The organism is Ruegeria sp. CL5 (assembly GCF_056536485.1).
In genome coordinates this window covers 140,260-159,264 of sequence record NZ_JBQFPS010000007.1, presented here as the reverse complement: position 1 = coordinate 159,264, position 19,005 = coordinate 140,260, and the positions used below count along the sequence as shown (strand labels likewise).

The following is a 19,005-nucleotide window of genomic DNA, read 5'->3' as shown; positions in this document are numbered from 1 at the left end:
GCCATGAGCGTGAGCGCGCATCTGACGGAGTTGAAGAAAAAACACGAAATTCTCGGTCTTGAAGTAGAAGAAGCTCAACGCTCACCTGGTATTGACGATCTCCATATTGCACAGCTCAAGAAGCAGAAACTGAAGCTGAAAGAAGAGATCGAGCGCCTGTCGGCCTAAGCCTTCAGGCTGGCGCGGGCAGCGATTGCAGCGCCACCGGTGACAAGCAAGGCCGCGATCGCCAATCCCCACGACAGGGCGGCGATCCCGGCCAGAACCAATACAAGCGTCGATAGCAAAGGTGCCGCATATGAGGCGGTGCCGAGGATTTGAATGTCCCCGCGTTTGACCCCAATATCCCAAACATAGAACGCCAGCCCGACCGGACCCAAACCCAAGGCGAGGGTTGAGGCCCAGCCTATTGCGCCCTTCGGCCAGACTGTTTCTTCAATTGCAAAATGCAGCGCCCAAGAGGCTATTGCTGTGATGATGCAGAACACCGCAACCGAACTTGTCGGTACATCGCCCAACCTTCGCGACAGAACCGAATAGCCTGACCAAGTCAGCGCACACAAAAGGGCCAGCCCATAACCGGGCAGATGTTGCGCCTGAAACCCTGCACTGCTGCCACCAGTAATGATCACTGCAGCCCCGGCAAAGCCAAGGCTAGCACCGATCAGGTGGCCAGGCTTCAGGTGTTCGCCGGGGAGCAAGCCGGACAGCAAAACAATGAGCAAAGGCCAGAGATAAGCAATCAGCCCCGCCTCAGCGGCGGGTGCCATGCGCAGGGCTGAGAAATACAGAGCGTGATATCCGAAAAGCCCAATTGCACCGAACAGATACGTGGTCCATGCGATCTGGCCCAACTGCCTCAGGCCTCCATTTGCTATAGTCCAGATCAGGCCCAAAGTTCCACCGATCGTAAAACAAATTGCGTTCAGCAACAGAGGTGGTGTGGGGGCTGAGCCCACGGTAAACAAGGCCAGCAGAGACCACAGCAAGACGGCGACAAAGCCGATTGCGGTCGCACGGGAACGAGTCATGGGCGTCCAAGTTCCTTTTCTGGGATGATCTCGAAGTCGTCCCACATATGCGCGGTTTTTTCGATCTCTGCAAAGAACCATTCTCGGAAAGCTGCTATTTGTGGGCGGTCTTTGGCTTCGGACAGGCAAATGAATCGGAACCGCGCTTCGGTCTGCACCGCCACTTTGAACGGGGCGACAAGTCGGCCCTCGCTCACATCCTTGATGATTAAAGGCCGCCGCCCCAGTGCAACTCCCAACCCGGCGCAGGCTGCATCTATCGCGTGATCAGGTTGAGAAAAATGGGTGCCCGTTGCAGGTGAATATGACATACCAACGGCGCGGAACCAGGACGGCCAATCGCAACCAGGGGCGACCTCGAAGAGGGAATCATCAAATATCAGCGGTGCGTCACGCAGCGATTCCGGTGTCTGGAACCTCTCATGCAATTCAGGTGTCATAATAGGCGTCACCCAATCTGGTCTGGCGGCGTAGGAAGCTAGGTCAGCGTCGTCAGATATTCCAAATCTGATCGCCGCATCCACATCATCCCGCCGCAAATCGACAACCTTTAGTGATGCGGATAGCCGCAGTTCGATGTCCGGATGTAGTCGTGCAAACTCGAACAAGCGGGGGGCCAACCACTTCGCGGTCAAGGCTGGTCCGGCAGTGAGAGTCAGCGTCCCGCTGCTCTGCAACCTTCGTGTTGCAGCCCATGCTGTCTGTAGTGTCGTAAATCCTTCTGCTGCGCCGGGTGCTAATGTCCGCCCGGCCTCGGTTAGTTCAACGGCGCGGTTCAGGCGGCGAAACAGCGGTTGCCCGAGGTGCTCCTCAAGCGATTTGATCTGAAAGGATAGTGCTGCGGGGGTGACGTGTAGCTCTTCCGCGGCCTTGGCGAAAGACATGTGCCGCGCGGCGGCATCAAAGGCACGCAGTGCGGTCAATGGTGGCAGGCGGTCGCTCATTCAGTTAAAATATCCTTAACTGACTATACGAAAAAGCTCGTTTGTAGGCCAGATAAATATGCCTCATCATCGGAGTAAGTCAAATGAAACTGATCTGAGAAAGAGGCAAACATGATTGAGATGACAACCCATCCTTCGGTTCAGCGTGCCTTTCAAAAGGCGCATTGCGAGCGCGGTAAGGCGGTCAGGAGCATCTGGCGAATGATTTTTGGTTCCCGCTGACCGCAGCGCGCGCGGACTTACGGGATAAAAGAAGGGCCGGTCCTTGATGGACCGGCCCGTTTTCGTTCCAATGCCGTTGGTTCAGACGAAGAACTGTGCACCGTTGGCCGAAATGGTCGAGCCATTGATGAACTGCGAATCGTCCGAGGCAAGAAAGGCGACGCAACGCGCAATCTCTTCCGGCTCACCCAGGCGACCTGCGGGGATCTGGCCAATGATCGATTCGCGCACTTTTTCCGGCACTGCCATGACCATTTCGGTCGCGATATAGCCGGGGCAGATTGCATTGGCGGTGATACCGGCCCGCGCACCTTCCTGTGCCAGCGATTTTACAATACCCAGATCGCCTGCTTTTGTTGCGGCATAATTCACCTGGGCGAACTGACCTTTCTGGCCGTTGATTGAGCTGATCACGATGATCCGGCCGAACTTACGCTCGCGCATGCCCGGCCATACCGGGTGAACGGTGTTGAAGACACCCGTCAGGTTCGTGTCGATCACCTGATGCCATTGCTCAGGCGTCATCTTGTGGAACGGCGCATCGCGGGTGATACCTGCGTTGGCGACCACAATGTCGATCGGGCCGACCTCGGCCTCGACTTTTTCGATGCCCGCTTTGGATTCGTCGTAATCCGCAACATTCCATTTATAGGTGTTGATACCGGTTTCTTCGGTGAACTTTGCGGCGGCTTCGTCATTGCCTGCATAAGTGGCGGCAACATTATATCCTTCGGCCTTCAACGCCTTGGAAATTGCTGCGCCGATGCCGCGGGAACCGCCGGTTACGAGTGCTGTACGTGCCATTTAGGACTCCTCCAAATTTAGTCGTCTTGGTAATTCTGTTACTCTGAGAGTTGCGGGTGCGCAATATCGTTTCGTGATCGAATTAATCTTTCTGTCCGGCGATATTGTCGCATCTAAGGGATATGATCCGATTGTAACAAAAAAGGGCGCCCTGTGGACGCCCTTTTGTAATTAGTTTTCAGCGCAATTAGTCGCGCTCCACGCACAATGCGACGCCCATGCCACCACCAATGCAAAGGGTCGCAAGACCCTTCTTCGCGTCGCGGCGTTTCATTTCGAACAGCAGGGTGTTCAGAACCCGACAGCCGGATGCACCAATCGGGTGACCGATAGCAATTGCACCGCCGTTGACGTTCACAATCGACGGGTCCCAGCCCATGTCTTTGTTCACGGCGCAGGCCTGTGCAGCAAATGCTTCGTTGGCCTCGACCAGATCCAGATCGTCAACCGACCAGCCCGCTTTTTCCAGCGCTTTGCGCGACGCGTAGATCGGGCCGACACCCATGATTGACGGGTCCAGGCCGGCGGTCGCGTATGAGGCGATACGGGCCAGAGGCTCAATTCCGCGTTTTTCGGCGTTCTCGGCCGACATCAGCAGGGTGGCCGCGGCACCATCGTTCAGGCCCGAAGCATTTGCCGCCGTGACCGAGCCATCCTTGGTGAAAGCCGGGCGCAGTTTGGCCATCGCCTCCATGGTCGCGCCATGGCGAATGTATTCGTCCTTATCCATCACGATGTCGCCCTTGCGGGTCTTGATGGTGAAGGGCACGATCTCGTCGGCGAATTTTCCAGCGTTTTGGGCTGCTTCGGCCTTGTTCTGCGAAGCAACAGCGAATTCGTCCTGCATGTCGCGGCTGATCTGCCATTTCTCGGCCACGTTTTCGGCGGTCTGACCCATGTGATAGCCGTTGAAGGCATCCCACAGACCATCGCGGATCATAGTGTCGATGTATTTCATGTCACCCATCTTGTGACCGGCGCGTAGGGCGGCGGCGTGGGGTGATAGGGTCATGTTCTCTTGTCCACCTGCAGCCACGATCTCGGCGTCGCCCAACTGGATGTGCTGAGCGCCCAGAGCGACAGCGCGCAGACCCGAACCGCAAACCTGATTGATGCCCCATGCCGCGCTTTCCTGCGGCAGACCTGCATTGATATGCGCCTGACGGGCGGGATTCTGCCCTTGTGCGGCGGTCAGGACCTGACCCATGATGGTTTCGCTTACCTCACCCTTGTCGACCCCGGCGCGCTCGACAACGGCCTCCAGGACGGCAGCGCCCAAATCATGTGCGGGGGTGTTCGCAAACGAACCGCTAAAGCTACCGACGCCCGTACGTGCGGCGGATGCGATTACTACGTTGGTCATACAGTCAATCCTTTACCGTCATGGTCTTGTGGGAAATCTGACGGCGCAGGTCGTGGAGAGGCTTTCTCCGGATACAAGAGCGCCTCGGGTTCCCCGCTCCAGCACCTTCTGCAATACCGCAATGCTGCATCTGCAGCAACGGGCAGCTTGTCTCAGAGTTGACTGCGGTGTATCTTTGCGCGACTTCTTTCTATCAACTGCCTGTTTTTGAGGATTTTTCTTTGACCCAAGGTGGGGAGACCGAAGGTGCGCCGTACAAGAAGCCCTGCAGGCAATCGACCCCATTTTCGATCAGAAAAGCAGCATCTTCAGCGATCTCGACCGATTCGGCGGTCACGAGAATTTCAAATTCACGTGCCACGGCGATCAGCGCGCGCACCAGCGCCTGATTGTCAGAGTTCTTACTGACGCCACGTATGAACTGCCCGTCGATCTTGGCGGCGTCGAACAGAAACTCGCGAAAATGGCGAAAGCTGAAGTTGCTGGCTCCGAAGTCATCCAGCGCGAAAGCGATCCCGCGGGCTTGTTGCTGATCCATGAAGTCAACCACCAGCTCGGGCACCTGCATGGCTGACGCTTCGGAGATTTCCAGAATCAACCTCTCGCCCAGGCTTGCGTCTTTTTTCAGGAACCTATCCAGTACACGCGACCAGTTGGAATAACCGATGGATCGGGCGGACATGTTGATGGACAAGCGAATGCCGGGATTTCGGATCAGGGTGCGCAATCCCATGTCGAGCGCTATGCAATCCAGATCACGACCGATGGGCGTGTTTTCAACCTGTGGCATGAACTCACGTGCGGGTATGACGCGACCGGTTTCATCTAATACGCGGATGAACCCTTCGTAAAAGGCGATCCCTTGCGGGGGGTGAGCCTGAATAACGGGTTGAAACGCCAGCCTGCATTGCTTGTGCTTTACCGCTTCAGTGGCCATCTGAACGACGGATTGGTCCCGAAAGGTGACGGCGGCGCTCAACGGGTTGTCCGACCCTTCAGGCAGGTCCGCGCGCTTCCTGTTTCCCATGTTCTACCATTCCTCTGATCCCGACGATTACGGTCCGGACAACAGTTTCAGGCAAGACAGGTAAAACCGGAGTTAACGAGCGTGTATTTATCTGCAGGTGTTGGGCCGGTGATCAGTGTGTGGACTGCCGGGCATGCAGCAGCGAAGCCGCCGCGCCAACCAGTGCTCCGAACAGTCCAAGCGCAGCCATAACAAACCCGAGACCCAAAATAGTCGGGACAGCTCCGTTGAGCGCGGCGGCCATGGTGACGACAAAACCCAGCAATCCAGTAGCGGTAGAAATTCTCAGCAATTTTGACATGCGGGTCTCCGGAGAATGCTTACTTAAATCACCTCTCGGATATGGAGCACCTGTGCCAAAAATCAAGCAGAGAAAAGGTCTTTTTGAGACTTAGGCCCGCTTTGGCGCGGTGGCGGATGCCTGCGGGTCGAATTGCTCAAACCCCGGTGTTCCGCAATCTTCCGGATGGCGGACAAGATGTTTGGCCTTGATCTGCTCGGAACTGTCTCGGCTACCATCATGGCTGTAGCCCGGAGGCGCAAAACAATACGCTAATCGCTGGCGCAATGTCAGCTCAGGCTGGGTGGCATCCTTCCAAATTCCGACCCATTCATGAAACGCCACGCGCAGTGGATTGAAGGTGCCGATATTGTGTACGAGGCCATAGTCGACCTTGTCATCTGCTTGCTCGGGAACAAATGTGCCAAACAGCCTGTCCCAGATGATGAACACACCGGCATAATTGCAATCCAGATAGCGTGCATTGCGTCCGTGATGGGCACGGTGGTGGCTGGGGGTGTTCATCACGGCCTCGAACCAGCGGGGCATTTTGCCAATGGCTTCGGTGTGAATCCAGAATTGATAGATGAGGTTTAGGCCGCCTACAAACAGCACCATTGCGGGATGAAAGCCCAGCAGGATCAGCGGCGCACGCACCACCATCATGAAGGTGAACGTATAGGTCCAGGTTTGCCGCAGCGCTGTGGTAAGGTTGTAATGTTGCGAGCTGTGGTGGTTCACGTGGCTGGCCCAGACCCAGCGGATACGGTGCCCGAACCGGTGCACCCAATAATAGCGCAGATCATCCAGCACAAAGCAGAGGATGATCACCGGGATCGAAGTGCCCAGGTTCAGCGGCGTGATTTGCCACAGCCACATGAAAAACGCATACGCGATGAAGCCCAGCAAAAAGCCTGAGGCAATGTTGCCCGCCCCCATGATCAACGAAGTCACGGCATCGCGCGTCTCATACCGACCGCCCTGACCTTTGACGGCGATCCATAGAAATTCCGCCAGAATGGCGGCGATGAAAAACGGTACAGCCCATTGCACCGCGTCGGGAAAGCTTACGTGATCAGTCATGCGGGTTCCATCAGATGTTGCCAGTGGCGGCACTCGGTTTCGTCGAGATGGATGAGTACGCGCGGAGTGCTGAAATCGTGAAATTGAACCTCAAACCCATCGGGATGGTCGATCCTGTCGAAATCCAGCAGATGCCGGGCTACGGTGTCAGCCCCGAAGGACCACAGCAACCCGGCGCCTGTCTCGGTTCGTACAAGGGCGGCGTGACCGTCATGGGCGACCGTGACATCAATGACTGTGTCATCAGGGAAGTGTCGAAGCCATTGGATTTGTGCGGTTTCAGGCGTCAGTAGGCGCAAACGAGATCTGCCCGTCAGATGCAACAATAGCGTGATCCCGGCAATGCCGCCGACGACAAGTCCCAACAGAATTTCCAGCGGCATTCGATCCTCCTGTGGACAAACTGCAAGAGGTCGAATTGCCTGTCAAAGGTGGCGTGGCGTCAGCCGCGCTCCAGGCCGTCCAGAACTTCGTGTTGCACCACCCGTTCGACAAAGGGCACCAAACCCTCGGGGCCCGATGTGCGATCTTTTAGATGGATGCAGATATCGGGACGGCGCGCGGCAATGATGCCGACCATTTCACCGCGTATGTTGTCGTCCAGACCGGCACCCATGATGGCGCAGGCGATGCGGGGTTCGGTGTCCAGTTGTCGCCGGACCTCATTCTGATCATGTGCGCCCAGCCATTGGATAGGCAAATGATCCAACTGCCGTGCAACGTCACCGATTACATTCGGCAAACGGCCGATCAGTAATACTACTGGCTTCATATGGCCTCCATTTTGCTGTTCACAAACGAAAACCGGCCCAACGGGGCCGGTTTCAGTCTAACACAAAATGAAGCGGGCGGCTTTAGCTATTGGTCTCGACCAGAGTCGATATGATTGACTTCGCGCTTTCCGAGTTCCATTCCGCATCGCCGATCAGGCGCGCAATTTCCTGCCCTTCGGGGTTCAGAATGACGGTAATCGGCAGAGCGATGACACCGAATTCGCGTGCGGCGGCAGAGTTTGGGTCCTGATGGCGTGGCAGGTTGTCGATGCCGTTCTCGTCAAAGAACTTCTTGATCCCGGCGGGCGTGTTACGGCCAGTGGCCAAGGTCAGCACCTGGAACTTGTCGCCGCCAAATTCTTCCTGAAGCTCGGCAATCTGAGGCATTTCCTTGCGGCAGGGGGCGCACCATGTGGCCCAGAAGTTCACCAGCACGTATTTGCCAGCATAGTCTTCCAGCGTGCCGACACCGCCATCGTCTTCCAACTGAAACTCGATGGTCTTGGCGGGTTTTGGTTCCTTATGCAGGATCAGCCGTTTCAACGTGCCATCGCGCAGCGGGCCCAGAGTCTCGGCATCCGTTGCCAAAGCGGCGTTTGCACCCAGCGCAAGGGCCATATAAAGGGGGATCAGACGAAATAGGCGCATATCAACTCCGGGTTTTCTTACATGACCGATCAATCTTCGAACCAGATGTGGGGCGGCCGCTTTGCCGCCGGTCCAGACGCGATCATGGAGGCGATTAACGCCTCGATCGGGTTCGATCAGCGGATGGCAGCCCAGGACATCGCAGGCTCGCGCGCCCATGCCGCCATGCTGGCTGCCACAGGCGTCATAAGTGATAGTGATGCGCAGGCCATTCGGGAAGGGCTGCTCACCGTTTTGTCAGAAATTCAGAGCGGAGAATTTCAGTTCTCGACTGCGCTGGAAGACATTCATATGAATGTCGAGGCGCGGTTGAAAGAAGTGATTGGTGAGCCCGCAGGCCGGTTACACACGGGTCGGTCGCGAAATGACCAAGTAGCGACCGATTTCAAGCTTTGGGTCCGTGACCAACTGGATGCAGCGGAAACCGGTCTTCTGGCCCTGATCCGCGCGCTTTTGGCGCAGGCTGAAGCGGGTGCCGATTGGGTTATGCCCGGTTTTACCCATCTGCAAACTGCGCAGCCCGTAACATGGGGCCACCATATGATGGCCTATGTCGAGATGTTTGGCCGCGACCTGTCCCGTGTCCGCGATGCGCGTGCGCGGATGAACGAATCCCCCTTGGGCGCTGCTGCGCTAGCGGGGACTTCTTTCCCAATTGATCGACACATGACCGCCGAGGCGCTGGGCTTTGATCGCCCCGCCGCGAACTCGTTGGATGCGGTCAGCGACCGTGATTTTGCGCTGGAATTTTTATCCACCGCCTCGATCTGCGCTGTCCACCTGTCGCGCTTCGCCGAGGAACTGGTGATCTGGTCTTCGGCCCAATTCCGTTTTGTCACTTTGTCCGATCGGTTCTCGACCGGCTCGTCAATCATGCCGCAGAAAAAGAACCCCGATGCCGCGGAATTGATCCGCGCCAAAGTGGGTCGCATTTACGGCGCCAATACAGCGTTGATGATGGTGATGAAGGGCTTGCCGCTGGCCTATTCCAAGGACATGCAGGAAGACAAGGAACAGGTCTTTGATGCCGCCGACAACTGGATGCTGGCGCTTGCCGCAATGGAAGGGATGGTCATGGACATGACCGCCAACCGCGACAGCCTTGCAGCTGCTGCAGGGTCCGGTTTCTCAACTGCAACCGATCTGGCCGACTGGCTTGTCCGTGTGCTTGGCCTGCCGTTCCGCGATGCGCACCATGTAACCGGTTCGCTGGTTGCCATGGCCGAGAGCAAAGGCTGCGACCTGCCTGACTTGACACTTGAGGACATGCAGTCGGTTCATGCTGACATCACTGATGATGTCTATTCTGTTCTTACGGTCGAAAATTCGGTAAACTCGCGCCAGTCCTATGGAGGCACCGCACCGGATCAGGTGCGAGACCAGATCAAGCGATGGAGGGCGCTAGTGTAATGCATATACGACGCGTGGTGCTTTTGATTGCGGTTGCAGCGGCTCTGGCCGGATGCGGCGCTGATGGCGAACCCATCCAACCCACCATGAGCGCAAGTGTTGGCGTTGGCAGCAGCGGCACGTATGGCGGTGTCGGAGTTGGTGTGCGTCGCGGTGGTCTGGGCGTATTTCTGGGGCTCTGAGGCATTGCCATTTGTATTTGTCATCCCCATGTGAGCAGAACAACCGGCTGCACGCTGCTCCTCTGGACGTAAGGTGGCGACATGAAATTCTTTGGCCTGATCTTGGCACTTGTCGTTCTTGCAGCTTGCGACCCGGCATACAAACCACAACCCAAACCTGAGCCCGAAGCCCGCTCAACAGGAATTTCGGTATCTGGATATGCGCGGATCGGTGCATCGAAGACCTTCTAGATAGCGATGGGATTTCTGCAGATGGCTGGAATCATTTGATCCACATGCCTCTTTTGGTCTAAGCGCGCGGTATGGATCATTTTCTCTACCGCGACGGCGCGCTTTTCGCCGAGGATGTGCCAATCTCCGAAATCGCTGCAGCGGTCGGAACCCCGTTTTATGTGTATTCGACGGCTACTTTGCTGCGGCATTTCAAGCTGTTTGATGACGCGCTTGAGGGCACTGACCACCTTGTCTGCTACGCGATGAAAGCGGCCAGCAATCAGGCAATCCTGAAGACGCTGGCTCAGGCAGGTGCGGGGATGGATGTGGTTTCTGGTGGAGAGTACCTGCGTGCCAAGGCTGCAGGCGTGCCCGGCGACAAGATTGTCTTCTCGGGCGTTGGCAAAACTGCAGATGAGATTCGCACGGCATTGACTGGCGGAATTCGGCAATTCAACGTCGAATCCGAGCCTGAAATGCAGGTGATCAATGCGGTCGCGCTAGAATTGGGCGTGAATGCGCCGATCACCGTTCGGGTGAACCCGGATGTCGATGCCAAGACCCATGCCAAGATTGCTACTGGAAAGTCCGAGAATAAGTTTGGTATCCCGATCTCGCGCGCCTCCGAGGTTTATGCGTTGGCTGCAAGCCTGCCGGGGCTCGAAGTGATCGGGATCGACGTCCATATCGGCTCGCAACTGACCGAATTGGAGCCGTTTGAGCTGGCCTATAACAAGGTCGCGGAACTCACTGAGCGTTTGCGCTCCGAAGGGCACAATATTCGGCGCCTTGATCTTGGGGGTGGATTGGGCATTCCCTATACGCGTTCCAATGACGCGCCGCCCTTGCCAGTTGAATATGGCGCGATGATCAAGAAAACGCTTGGCCATTTGGGCTGTGAGATCGAGATCGAGCCCGGCCGACTGATTGCGGGTAATGCGGGTCTGATGGTGTCCAAGGTCATCTACGTCAAATCCGGTGAGGACCGCGATTTCCTGATCCTTGACGGGGCGATGAACGACCTGATCCGCCCCGCTATGTATGAAGCGCATCATGATATAGTAGCCGTCGACGAACCTGCTGCAGGGGTCGAACAAAGGCCCTATGACATTGTCGGTCCTGTTTGCGAATCCGGCGATACATTTGCCAAGCAGCGCAACATGCCGCCGCTGAAATCAGGTGATCTGATCGCTTTCCGCAGCGCGGGGGCCTATGGCGCGGTCATGTCCAGCGAGTACAATACGCGCCCCCTGATCCCTGAAGTTCTGGTGAACGGGGATCAATTTGCCGTAATTCGTGAACGCCCAAGCTTTGACGAAATCATAAACCGCGATACCATACCAGAATGGCTCTGACGCGATAGGCGCGCGGGCCGGATCAGGAGGCCCGCCTTGCGCGAGAACCAGACCCTGCCGATTCCAAGACTGTCCCTGTGGCTGACGCATGGGGGCATGCTGGCCGAGCAGGTGATGCGCGCCTTCTGGCCGCTCTTTTCTATTCTCATGGCGCTGCTGGCCGCCCTGATGCTGGGGCTGCACGATCTTGTGCGCATCGAAACCGTTTGGATTTCTGCGGCTGTCGGATTGGTTGCGTTGATTGCGACCGCGATCTTGGGGATCAGGCGGTTTCACCTGCCAACCCGGTCTGAGGCGTTGGTTCGGCTGGATGAGACCCTGCCCGGTCGCCCGATTCAGGCATTGATGGATGATCAGGCAATCGGTGCGATGGATGCGGATTCGGTGGGGCTGTGGCAAGCACACCAGGCGCGCATGGCAGACCGTGCTTCAAATGCCGATCCGGTGAAACCCGACTTGCGGCTGGCCTCTCGCGATCCCTATGCGCTTCGCTATGCTGCATTGTTGGCGCTCGTCGTTGCAGCTCTGTTTGGTTCGTTCTGGCGGATTGGCTCGGTGGCGGACATGACGCCGGGGACCGCGCAGGCCGGGCAGGGCCCGACCTGGGAAGGCTGGGTTGAACCGCCACGTTACACGGGTTTGCCGACGCTTTACCTTGCTGATCAAACTGATCCAACACTTACGGTGCCCAAAGGCAGCCGCATCACGCTGCGGTTCTACGGGGAGATTGGTGCACACAGCCTTACCGAGACGACGACGCCGCTTGGAACCGAGGCCGCAACCGAGCCAGAGCAGGATTTTGTCGCCGATCGCTCGGGCCAGTTGCGGATCGAAGGTCCGGCTGGACGCGATTGGGCGCTGGACATACTCGCGGACACAAAACCACAGATCGAGGTGGCGGGCGCTGCTGAGGCCGAAGCTGGCGGACAGATGAAACTACCGTTCGCGGCGTCCGACGACTATGGCATCATTTCAGGCACGGCTCGGATCGAGTTGAATCTGCCTGCTGTGAATCGCGAATTTGGCCTGGCAACTGAACCGGAGCCGCGCGAGATCATCACGGTTGAGCTTCCGATGCCGATCACCGGCGACAGGACGGATTTTACCGAAGACCTGATCGAAGATTTCTCGCAGCACCCCTGGGCGCATTTGCCGGTGAAAATTACCCTCTTGGCCGTTGATGCGGCAGATCAGGAATCGGTGGCCGAGCCTTATTTGGCCGATCTGCCTGCCCGGCGTTTCTTTGATCCACTGGCTGCCGCGGTCGCTGAACAACGGCGCGATTTACTCTGGTCGCGCGACAATTCGCTGCGCGTTGCACAATTGTTGCGTGCCGTCTCGCATCTGCCCGAAGATTTGTTCCGCTCGGACACCGCCTACTTGCGCCTGAGGGTGATCTTGCGTCGGTTGGAAACCTTTGATCGGCACGGTGCGCTAAACCTCAAACAGCAGGAAGAGATCGCGCAGGCGCTATGGGATCTCGCTGTTCTGATCGAGGACGGAACACTGGCTGACGCTTTGGAGCGGATGCGCCGCGCGCAAGAGCGTTTGACCGAAGCAATGCAGAACGGTGCCAGCGATGAGGAAATCGCTGAGTTGATGCAAGAGCTGCGCGAAGCAACGCAGGATTATATGCGACAGCTTCAGCGTCTCGCCCAAGAAAACGGCGAAGATGGTCAGAACCAACAAGGCCAGAACGGCGAAACGCTGCAGATGACGCAAGATGACCTGCAGCGGATGATGGATCGCATTCAGGAGCTGATGGAACAGGGCCGCATGGCCGAAGCGCAGCAGGCGCTGGAAGAGTTCCAACAGATGATGGAAAACATGCGCGTCACACAAGGGCAAGGCCAGGGTGGCCAATCCGAAGGTCAGCAGGCCATGGAGGGGCTGGCGGAAACTCTGCGGGAACAGCAAGGGTTGAGCGATCAGGCCTTCCGAGATCTACAGGAACAGTTCAATCCAGGAGCCCAATCCGGCGAAAGTCAGGGCAATGAAGGCAGCAGCGGCGGGCTCGGGCGTGGACAAAGCCACGAAGGTCAGGGCGGACAGGGCCAGGGTCAGGATCAGGCGGGCGAGGGGCAGCAAGGTCAGGGATCTCTGGCGGATCGGCAACAAGCGCTGCGAGATGAACTGGGACGGCAGGAACAAAGCCTGCCGGGTGGCGGCACGCCTGAAGGTGATGCCGCACGTGAGGCGCTGGGCCGTGCAGGGCGAGCGATGGACGAGGCCGAAGACGCCTTGCGCAGCGATGATCTGGCCGAGGCGATCGACCGGCAGTCCGAAGCGATGGAAGCGCTGCGCGAGGGGATGCGATCACTGGGTGAGGCCATGGCGCAGAACCAGCAAAACCAGCCGGGGCAGGGTACGGAAGCGGGTGATATGCAAGCCAACAACCGCGACCCGTTGGGCCGCGCGCCGGGATCGGCAGGGTCGATCTCGACCGATGATAACCTGTTGCAGGGCGAAGACGTCTATCGCCGAGCGCGCGAGCTGCTGGATGAAATCCGTCGCCGCACTGGTGAACAGGATCGGCCTCAGATTGAGCTGGAGTACCTCAAGCGCTTGCTCGAAAGGTTTTAGTTCTGTCCTGCGCCACCGGTCTGTGATTCTAACCACAAACGCGCCTGATCGACCATTGATACATAAGATTTCAGCACCGGATCAGCTTGCGGTACCGCTTCGCTGATCTGGCTAGCATTGCCATAGATCAGAAACAGAATAACGCCGATGATCAGTATCAGCGCGAAGCCACGTAAAAATCCACCGGATTTGCGAGTCGGTGCATCTGTTTCAGCCTCGTCCGAGCCGAGATCGCTGCGCAGGCCGGAATTGATTGCCTCAACATCAGGTAGCTCATCGCGCTGACCTGCATCGGCTGCTGATTCAGTGGCGGAAGGTCTATTGGGTTTGACCTTTGGCTCTTCGGGTGGGTCAAGGGCCAGATCAGGCTGGCTTTCTAGACTACTGCCTTCACGCTCTCGCAGATCAGCCTCGCGCGCGGCTTCTTCCTTTAGGATGTTAGAAACCGCGGGATCTATGTTGCTGGCGCTCTCATCATGAGACGCTTCAGCCGCTGTTTTGACCTCTTCAGGATCTGGCGAGTCTAATTCCTGCGTTGCCTCGGCCTCTGTTTCGACGGTGGCAGGGTGTTTTTCCTGAAACCAGGTCTTTTCGCAATTGGAGCATTGCACTTCGCGCCCGTCTTCTGGGATCACCTCGTCCGGGACTTCGTACTGGGCGCTGCAATTCGGACACGTTAAACGCATTCTGCCTCCTGGCCTTCAAGGCTGGCCTGATAATAGTTTTTTCAGGGATGATATTCCGTTAAGACCCAACAGCAAAGCGTGTTTTCGGTTTCGCGGGCCAAGTGTCGCCAATTGGCCCCGCCCGAGGCATTGAATCCAGCGCTGCGCTCGGGCAAGAGGTGAGCAGAACAATGGGGGCAGGCGTGATCGAGCTGGACAATATCAGCTATACCTACGGCGGCGGCGAATTGCTGAGCGATGTTTCGCTGCAGTTGCAGCCGGGTTCGTTCCACTTTCTGACCGGCCCATCTGGTGCAGGCAAAACCACATTGCTGAAACTCTGCTATGGCGCGTTGCTGCCAACCTCGGGCAGGCTGATGGCCTTTGGCGACGATATTGCCCGCATGGATCGCGATCAGATGGCTCTGTTGCGTCGCCGGATCGGCGTGGTGCATCAGGATTGCCGCTTTCTGGATCACATGACGCTGGCCGAAAATGTTGCGCTGCCGCTTATGGTCTCGGGGCGCTCTGAGAATGGGCAGCAGGACGACCTGACCGAGCTGCTAAGCTGGGTTGGACTTGGAAGCAGACTCGAAGCACACCCGCCCGAATTGTCGGGTGGGGAACGCCAGCGTGCCGCTTTGGCCCGTGCTGTCATCTTGTCGCCCGACCTGGTGCTTGCGGATGAGCCCACCGGCAACGTGGATTGGGAGATGTCTCAACGTCTGCTGCGCCTGCTGATCGAACTGAACCGGATGGGTAAAACCGTGCTGATCGCCACCCATGACCTAAGCCTGATCCGGGCCGCCAAAAGCCAGGTGCAGGCGCGTGTACTGCGCATCGCGCAGCGTCGGGTGCAGCTTGCGGGGGCGGATCTATGATCAAGGGCACGATCCGCAATCTGCTGCGCCGTGACACCCGTGCTGATCGCGTTGTGCCGCCCACTGGTTTCACTGCTCAGCTGACCCTGTTTGTCTCGGGCGCGATGGCATTTCTCGCAGTATTTGCACTGGCCCTGTCGCTGGCCTCGGGCCGTGTGGCGGATCGCTGGGCCTCGGAACTGGCAGGGGCTGCGACATTGCGGATCAATGCCCCTGCGGATCAACGTGCGGCGCAAACCGAGGCAGCTTTGAACGTTCTCCAACAGACGCCGGGGGTCGCTTCGGCCCGCGCGTTGACGAGCGAAGAACAGGCCACACTGCTGTCGCCCTGGTTCGGACCGGACTTGCCTCTGGACACATTGCCAATCCCGCAGCTGATCGAGATTATCGAAGGGGAGCCCGGCCTGGATGCGGCTGGTCTGCGCCTGAGATTGGGGGCAGAAGTGCCGGGCGCGGTGCTGGATGATCACACCCGCTGGCGCGAGCCATTGGTTGATGCGGCCAATTCACTGCGGCGTCTGGGCTGGATTTCGATCCTGCTGATTGGTGGCGCTACTGCCGCCATGATCACCCTTGCCGCCAACGCCTCACTTGCCGCCAACGCGCAGATTATCGAGGTTCTGCGTCAGGTCGGCGCGCGGGATCGGTTCATCGCCGGAGCGTTCGTGCGGCGCTTTACCTTCCGCGCGCTTTTTGGGGCGGCCGTTGGAACCCTATTAGGTATGTCTGGTGTTTTACTGCTACCCGAGGCCTCGGATACCGGTGGATTTCTTACAGGGCTTGGGTTTCAAGGGATTGGATGGCTACTGCCGGTGCTGATACCAGTGTTGGGGGCCGCCGTTGCGTTTCTGGCCACATGGTCGGCAGCACAGCGCAAGTTAAAGGAGCTCTCGTGATGTTCATGGCCATTCAATGGGTCCGGTCGCTGATCTTTATGATCACTATCTACGCCTGGATGCTGGTCCTCGGGATCATCTTTGCCCCCTATGCGCTGTTTGCCAAAAGTGGCGCTTTGCGTGCCTGTAAGACCTATGCGCGGACGACCAAATGGTTGGCCCGCTGGATGGTTGGCATTCGTTGTGAAGTGCGCGGAGAGGTGCCTCATGGTGAGGTTGTGATCGGCGCCAAGCACCAGTCGTTTCTGGACATCATCATAATCTTCGACGCCATCCCGCACGGCAAATTCATCATGAAGCGCGAGCTTCTGTGGACGCCGGTCATCGGCATGTATGCGCGCCGTCTGGGCTGTATCCCGGTCAATCGCGGCAAACGAGGGGCGGCGGTGGCCAAGATGGTCAAAGATGTTGCGCGCGAGTTCAGCGAACCCGGACAGTTGGTGATCTACCCGCAGGGAACGCGCGTCGCGCCGGGTGTGCACAAGCCCTACAAGGTCGGAACGGCGGTTCTGTATGAAGGCCTCGGGTTCCCGTGCGTGCCCGTTGCCACCAATGCGGGCGTCTTCTGGCCCAGAACCGGTGTCATGCGCAAGCCGGGCAACGCGATTGTCGATTTCCTTAATCCAATCGAGCCCGGCGTCGCACGAAATGACTTTCTTGAGCGGCTGGAAAACGTGATCGAGACTCGGTCGAACGAATTGATGCAGGAAGTGGGATTTGATCCGGATGGAGTTCATTAAGGACATCGCTACGCTCGAGGCGCTCTACGGGACGCCCGGTGCGCCATCTATACGCAAGGTGGCGCGGCAACTTACTCCGCTCTATCGCAAGTGGATCATGGCCTCGCGCCTGTGCATTCTTAGCACCGTCGGCCCCGAAGGTGTCGATGGCAGCCCGCGCGGAGATGACGGATCAGTCGTGTTGGAACTGAATCCGGGCACTTTGGCCCTGCCGGATTGGCGAGGAAACAACCGTCTGGATTCACTGCGAAACATCGTTCAGGATCCCCGAGTGTCGCTGATGTTTTTGGTGCCCGGCTCGAACAACGTGGTTCGGGTAAATGGGAATGCTCAGTTGACCGATGACGACGACCTGCGCGCCCGTTTCGAGAAAAACGGAAAGCGCCCTGCGACCGTGATTTTGATTGAGTTATCCGAGGTCTACACCCAATGCGCCCGCGCCCTGATCCGAGCCGGAACCTGGAGCGGTCGTGATGAAACCGATGGCCTTCCGAGTGTTGGCGAGATTCTGTCTGAAATGACATCGGGTGAAGAGGGCGGCGCACAATATGATCAGGAATGGGGTGCCCGCGCCGCAAAGACTATGTGGTAGCAGCTTTGCCGCATAGTAACTTCAAAGCGCGGCGGCTCCCATTCTGGCCACTTTGCCGATCCAACGTTCAACGCTTCCGGGTTTCGGATAGCTTGCGCTGGCAAAATAGGTAAAGCGGGTAGGCTTGAACCCAACAAAGCCTAGAACCTGATCGCGAAGCTGCCGCAGCAGCGCCTGCCGATAGATTAAACGCATGAACCAGCCTGGCGTATCTGACGTCAGGATCACCCTTGCGGTGCGTCCGCTCAGCATCGGTGCTGGCAAACCGATCTTTGTTGTGTTCCGCGTATCGAACGTCCGTCCTGGGATGAATGTCCGGTCGATCAGGCCCTTCAGCTTGGCTGGCAGACCGCCCCACCACATCGGTGTCGTCAGGACCAGGTGCTCGCTCCACTCGATGTCCTGCAATACCTGTTCAAGCACGGGCTCAAGCGGTTTGAAATCTTCATAATTTCCCTGACCAAAGTCGTGATCGAACTGCAGATCACTCAGATGCACCATGCGAACCTCGTGACCTTTGGCAATGGCTGCGTCTGCGTAGGTTTGTGCAAAGGTGCGCGACAGGCTGCTTTCGGCAGGGTGCCCATTGAGGACGAGTATCTTCTTAGCTGGCATTGCGAATCTCCTAAAATTGACCACGGTCACTTTGTAAGCGAAAAAATTGACCACGGTCAATAATAAATTTGACCACGGTCAAAAAATATGCAAGCAAGCACTATGCAGAGACCAATTCAAAAACGAACTCTTAAAACCCGAGCACGCCTGATCTCAGCCGCCGAGGACGTGATTCAGAAGGGCGGGTACGAAGCTCTGCGCGTGGAAGAAGTGGTTCAGGCTGCAGGCGTGGCCAAGGGAACATTCTTTGCGCATTTTCGCGACAAAGACGCGCTAATGGAAATCCTGCTGGCGGAAAAACTGAATGCCCGCCTTGATCAGGCAGAGGCCGGAAAGCCCCCAAAATCAGTGCCACAAATCATCGCGGCCCTAGAGCCCGTGCACAACTTCATGACGGTTGAACGCTATGTATTCGACCTGCTCATCAGGTATTCCGGCGCAACGGCAATAGCCGAGATTGGTCCAATCGCATATTTCTTTGAACGATACTTCCGTGTCGTGATGATGTGGCTCGAAGATGCGAATGTTCGCCAGGACGTTCCTTCGGAGCTTTTGGCCGAAGGAGTGCAGGCATTTGCAATTCAGGCCATGTCGCTAAAGTTCTGTGCGCTGCATGCCTCAACAAGCTTCAGCGAAAGGCTTAAGGTTTATCTTGAGGCGTGGTTGACCCCGGCGAGATAATCGCCAGGGTCGGTCAT

23 protein-coding genes are annotated in these 19,005 nt (G+C 57.5%); 11 read left to right on the top strand and 12 right to left on the bottom strand.

What is annotated here, in order from left to right:
* The first annotated feature begins 3 nt into the window (after positions 1-3).
* On the top strand, positions 4-168 hold the full coding sequence (locus ACR0IU_RS13625) for a YdcH family protein (protein ID WP_010443648.1): 165 nt from the start codon (positions 4-6) through the stop codon (positions 166-168).
* Here ACR0IU_RS13625 and yddG read toward each other — a convergent pair.
* The 10 genes from yddG to ACR0IU_RS13575 form a co-directional block, all read right to left on the bottom strand.
* Positions 165-1,031: an aromatic amino acid exporter YddG gene (gene yddG, locus ACR0IU_RS13620; RefSeq protein ID WP_170544674.1), complete on the bottom strand. Its 867-nt coding sequence runs from the start codon at positions 1,029-1,031 to the stop codon at positions 165-167. The two genes, ACR0IU_RS13625 and yddG, sit on opposite strands and share 4 nt — an antisense overlap.
* A complete protein-coding gene (locus tag ACR0IU_RS13615; RefSeq protein ID WP_480716623.1) occupies positions 1,028-1,975 on the bottom strand; it encodes a transcriptional regulator GcvA in 948 nt (315 codons plus the stop codon). The genes yddG and ACR0IU_RS13615 overlap by 4 nt, the downstream gene beginning before the upstream one ends.
* A gap of 303 nt (positions 1,976-2,278) precedes the next feature.
* Complete coding sequence (gene phbB / locus ACR0IU_RS13610; protein ID WP_010443651.1) at positions 2,279-3,001, bottom strand: acetoacetyl-CoA reductase; 723 nt, start codon at positions 2,999-3,001, stop codon at positions 2,279-2,281.
* Positions 3,002-3,188: 187 nt separating this feature from the next.
* Entirely contained in the window at positions 3,189-4,364 is a 1,176-nt protein-coding gene (locus ACR0IU_RS13605) for an acetyl-CoA C-acetyltransferase (RefSeq protein WP_170771978.1), read from the bottom strand.
* Positions 4,365-4,557: 193 nt separating this feature from the next.
* Complete coding sequence (locus ACR0IU_RS13600; RefSeq protein WP_480716622.1) at positions 4,558-5,391, bottom strand: EAL domain-containing protein; 834 nt, start codon at positions 5,389-5,391, stop codon at positions 4,558-4,560.
* Positions 5,392-5,503: 112 nt separating this feature from the next.
* Positions 5,504-5,692, bottom strand: a complete 189-nt coding sequence (locus ACR0IU_RS13595; protein WP_480716621.1) for a hypothetical protein — start codon at positions 5,690-5,692, stop codon at positions 5,504-5,506.
* Between the two features lie 90 nt (positions 5,693-5,782).
* Positions 5,783-6,754, bottom strand: coding sequence for a sterol desaturase family protein (locus ACR0IU_RS13590; RefSeq protein WP_170781249.1), 972 nt, complete (start codon positions 6,752-6,754; stop codon positions 5,783-5,785).
* Positions 6,751-7,137: a hypothetical protein gene (locus ACR0IU_RS13585; RefSeq protein ID WP_029622271.1), complete on the bottom strand. Its 387-nt coding sequence runs from the start codon at positions 7,135-7,137 to the stop codon at positions 6,751-6,753. Before ACR0IU_RS13585 ends, ACR0IU_RS13590 begins: the two co-directional genes overlap by 4 nt.
* A 59-nt stretch (positions 7,138-7,196) precedes the next feature.
* Positions 7,197-7,526: a hypothetical protein gene (locus tag ACR0IU_RS13580; protein ID WP_480716620.1), complete on the bottom strand. Its 330-nt coding sequence runs from the start codon at positions 7,524-7,526 to the stop codon at positions 7,197-7,199.
* A gap of 82 nt (positions 7,527-7,608) precedes the next feature.
* Positions 7,609-8,175 carry a TlpA disulfide reductase family protein gene (locus tag ACR0IU_RS13575; RefSeq protein WP_480716619.1) on the bottom strand — a complete coding sequence of 189 codons (567 nt, stop codon included), beginning with the start codon at positions 8,173-8,175 and terminating at the stop codon, positions 7,609-7,611.
* Positions 8,176-8,196: 21 nt separating this feature from the next.
* On the opposite strand from ACR0IU_RS13575, the gene argH reads away from it, so the two are divergent.
* The 5 genes from argH (at position 8,197) to ACR0IU_RS13550 (ending at position 13,918) form a co-directional block, all read left to right on the top strand.
* Positions 8,197-9,585 (top strand): argininosuccinate lyase, encoded by a 1,389-nt coding sequence (gene argH / locus ACR0IU_RS13570; RefSeq protein WP_480716618.1) that lies wholly within the window; start codon positions 8,197-8,199, stop codon positions 9,583-9,585.
* Entirely contained in the window at positions 9,585-9,767 is a 183-nt protein-coding gene (locus ACR0IU_RS13565) for a hypothetical protein (RefSeq protein WP_010443668.1), read from the top strand. The genes argH and ACR0IU_RS13565 overlap by 1 nt, the downstream gene beginning before the upstream one ends.
* A gap of 81 nt (positions 9,768-9,848) precedes the next feature.
* The gene (locus ACR0IU_RS13560; RefSeq protein ID WP_010443671.1) at positions 9,849-9,998 is read left to right on the top strand and encodes a hypothetical protein; all 150 of its coding nucleotides are present in this window, start codon (positions 9,849-9,851) and stop codon (positions 9,996-9,998) included.
* A 71-nt stretch (positions 9,999-10,069) separates the two neighbouring features.
* Positions 10,070-11,335: a diaminopimelate decarboxylase gene (lysA, locus tag ACR0IU_RS13555; protein WP_480716617.1), complete on the top strand. Its 1,266-nt coding sequence runs from the start codon at positions 10,070-10,072 to the stop codon at positions 11,333-11,335.
* A gap of 96 nt (positions 11,336-11,431) precedes the next feature.
* Positions 11,432-13,918 carry a TIGR02302 family protein gene (locus tag ACR0IU_RS13550; protein WP_480716684.1) on the top strand — a complete coding sequence of 829 codons (2,487 nt, stop codon included), beginning with the start codon at positions 11,432-11,434 and terminating at the stop codon, positions 13,916-13,918.
* On the opposite strand, the gene ACR0IU_RS13545 is transcribed toward ACR0IU_RS13550, so the two are convergent.
* The gene (locus tag ACR0IU_RS13545; protein WP_480456166.1) at positions 13,915-14,604 is read right to left on the bottom strand and encodes a zinc-ribbon domain-containing protein; all 690 of its coding nucleotides are present in this window, start codon (positions 14,602-14,604) and stop codon (positions 13,915-13,917) included. The two genes, ACR0IU_RS13550 and ACR0IU_RS13545, sit on opposite strands and share 4 nt — an antisense overlap.
* Before the next feature lie 182 nt (positions 14,605-14,786).
* Between ACR0IU_RS13545 and ACR0IU_RS13540 the strand changes: the two genes are divergently transcribed.
* Genes ACR0IU_RS13540 through ACR0IU_RS13525 form a run of 4 tightly spaced genes read left to right on the top strand, consistent with a single transcriptional unit; the run spans position 14,787 to position 17,692 of the window.
* Positions 14,787-15,464, top strand: a complete 678-nt coding sequence (locus tag ACR0IU_RS13540; RefSeq protein WP_480716683.1) for a cell division ATP-binding protein FtsE — start codon at positions 14,787-14,789, stop codon at positions 15,462-15,464.
* Complete coding sequence (locus ACR0IU_RS13535; protein WP_480716616.1) at positions 15,461-16,360, top strand: cell division protein FtsX; 900 nt, start codon at positions 15,461-15,463, stop codon at positions 16,358-16,360. The genes ACR0IU_RS13540 and ACR0IU_RS13535 overlap by 4 nt, the downstream gene beginning before the upstream one ends.
* The gene (locus ACR0IU_RS13530; protein WP_010443682.1) at positions 16,360-17,100 is read left to right on the top strand and encodes a lysophospholipid acyltransferase family protein; all 741 of its coding nucleotides are present in this window, start codon (positions 16,360-16,362) and stop codon (positions 17,098-17,100) included. Before ACR0IU_RS13535 ends, ACR0IU_RS13530 begins: the two co-directional genes overlap by 1 nt.
* The gene (locus tag ACR0IU_RS13525; protein ID WP_170544636.1) at positions 17,087-17,692 is read left to right on the top strand and encodes a pyridoxamine 5'-phosphate oxidase family protein; all 606 of its coding nucleotides are present in this window, start codon (positions 17,087-17,089) and stop codon (positions 17,690-17,692) included. Before ACR0IU_RS13530 ends, ACR0IU_RS13525 begins: the two co-directional genes overlap by 14 nt.
* Positions 17,693-17,713: 21 nt before the next feature.
* On the opposite strand, the gene ACR0IU_RS13520 is transcribed toward ACR0IU_RS13525, so the two are convergent.
* Positions 17,714-18,307, bottom strand: coding sequence for an NAD(P)H-dependent oxidoreductase (locus tag ACR0IU_RS13520; RefSeq protein ID WP_170474215.1), 594 nt, complete (start codon positions 18,305-18,307; stop codon positions 17,714-17,716).
* 102 nt (positions 18,308-18,409) lie between these two features.
* Here ACR0IU_RS13520 and ACR0IU_RS13515 point away from each other — a divergent pair, with 102 nt between their 5' ends.
* Positions 18,410-18,988, top strand: a complete 579-nt coding sequence (locus ACR0IU_RS13515; RefSeq protein ID WP_480716615.1) for a TetR/AcrR family transcriptional regulator — start codon at positions 18,410-18,412, stop codon at positions 18,986-18,988.
* Positions 18,989-19,005: the final 17 nt, after the last annotated feature.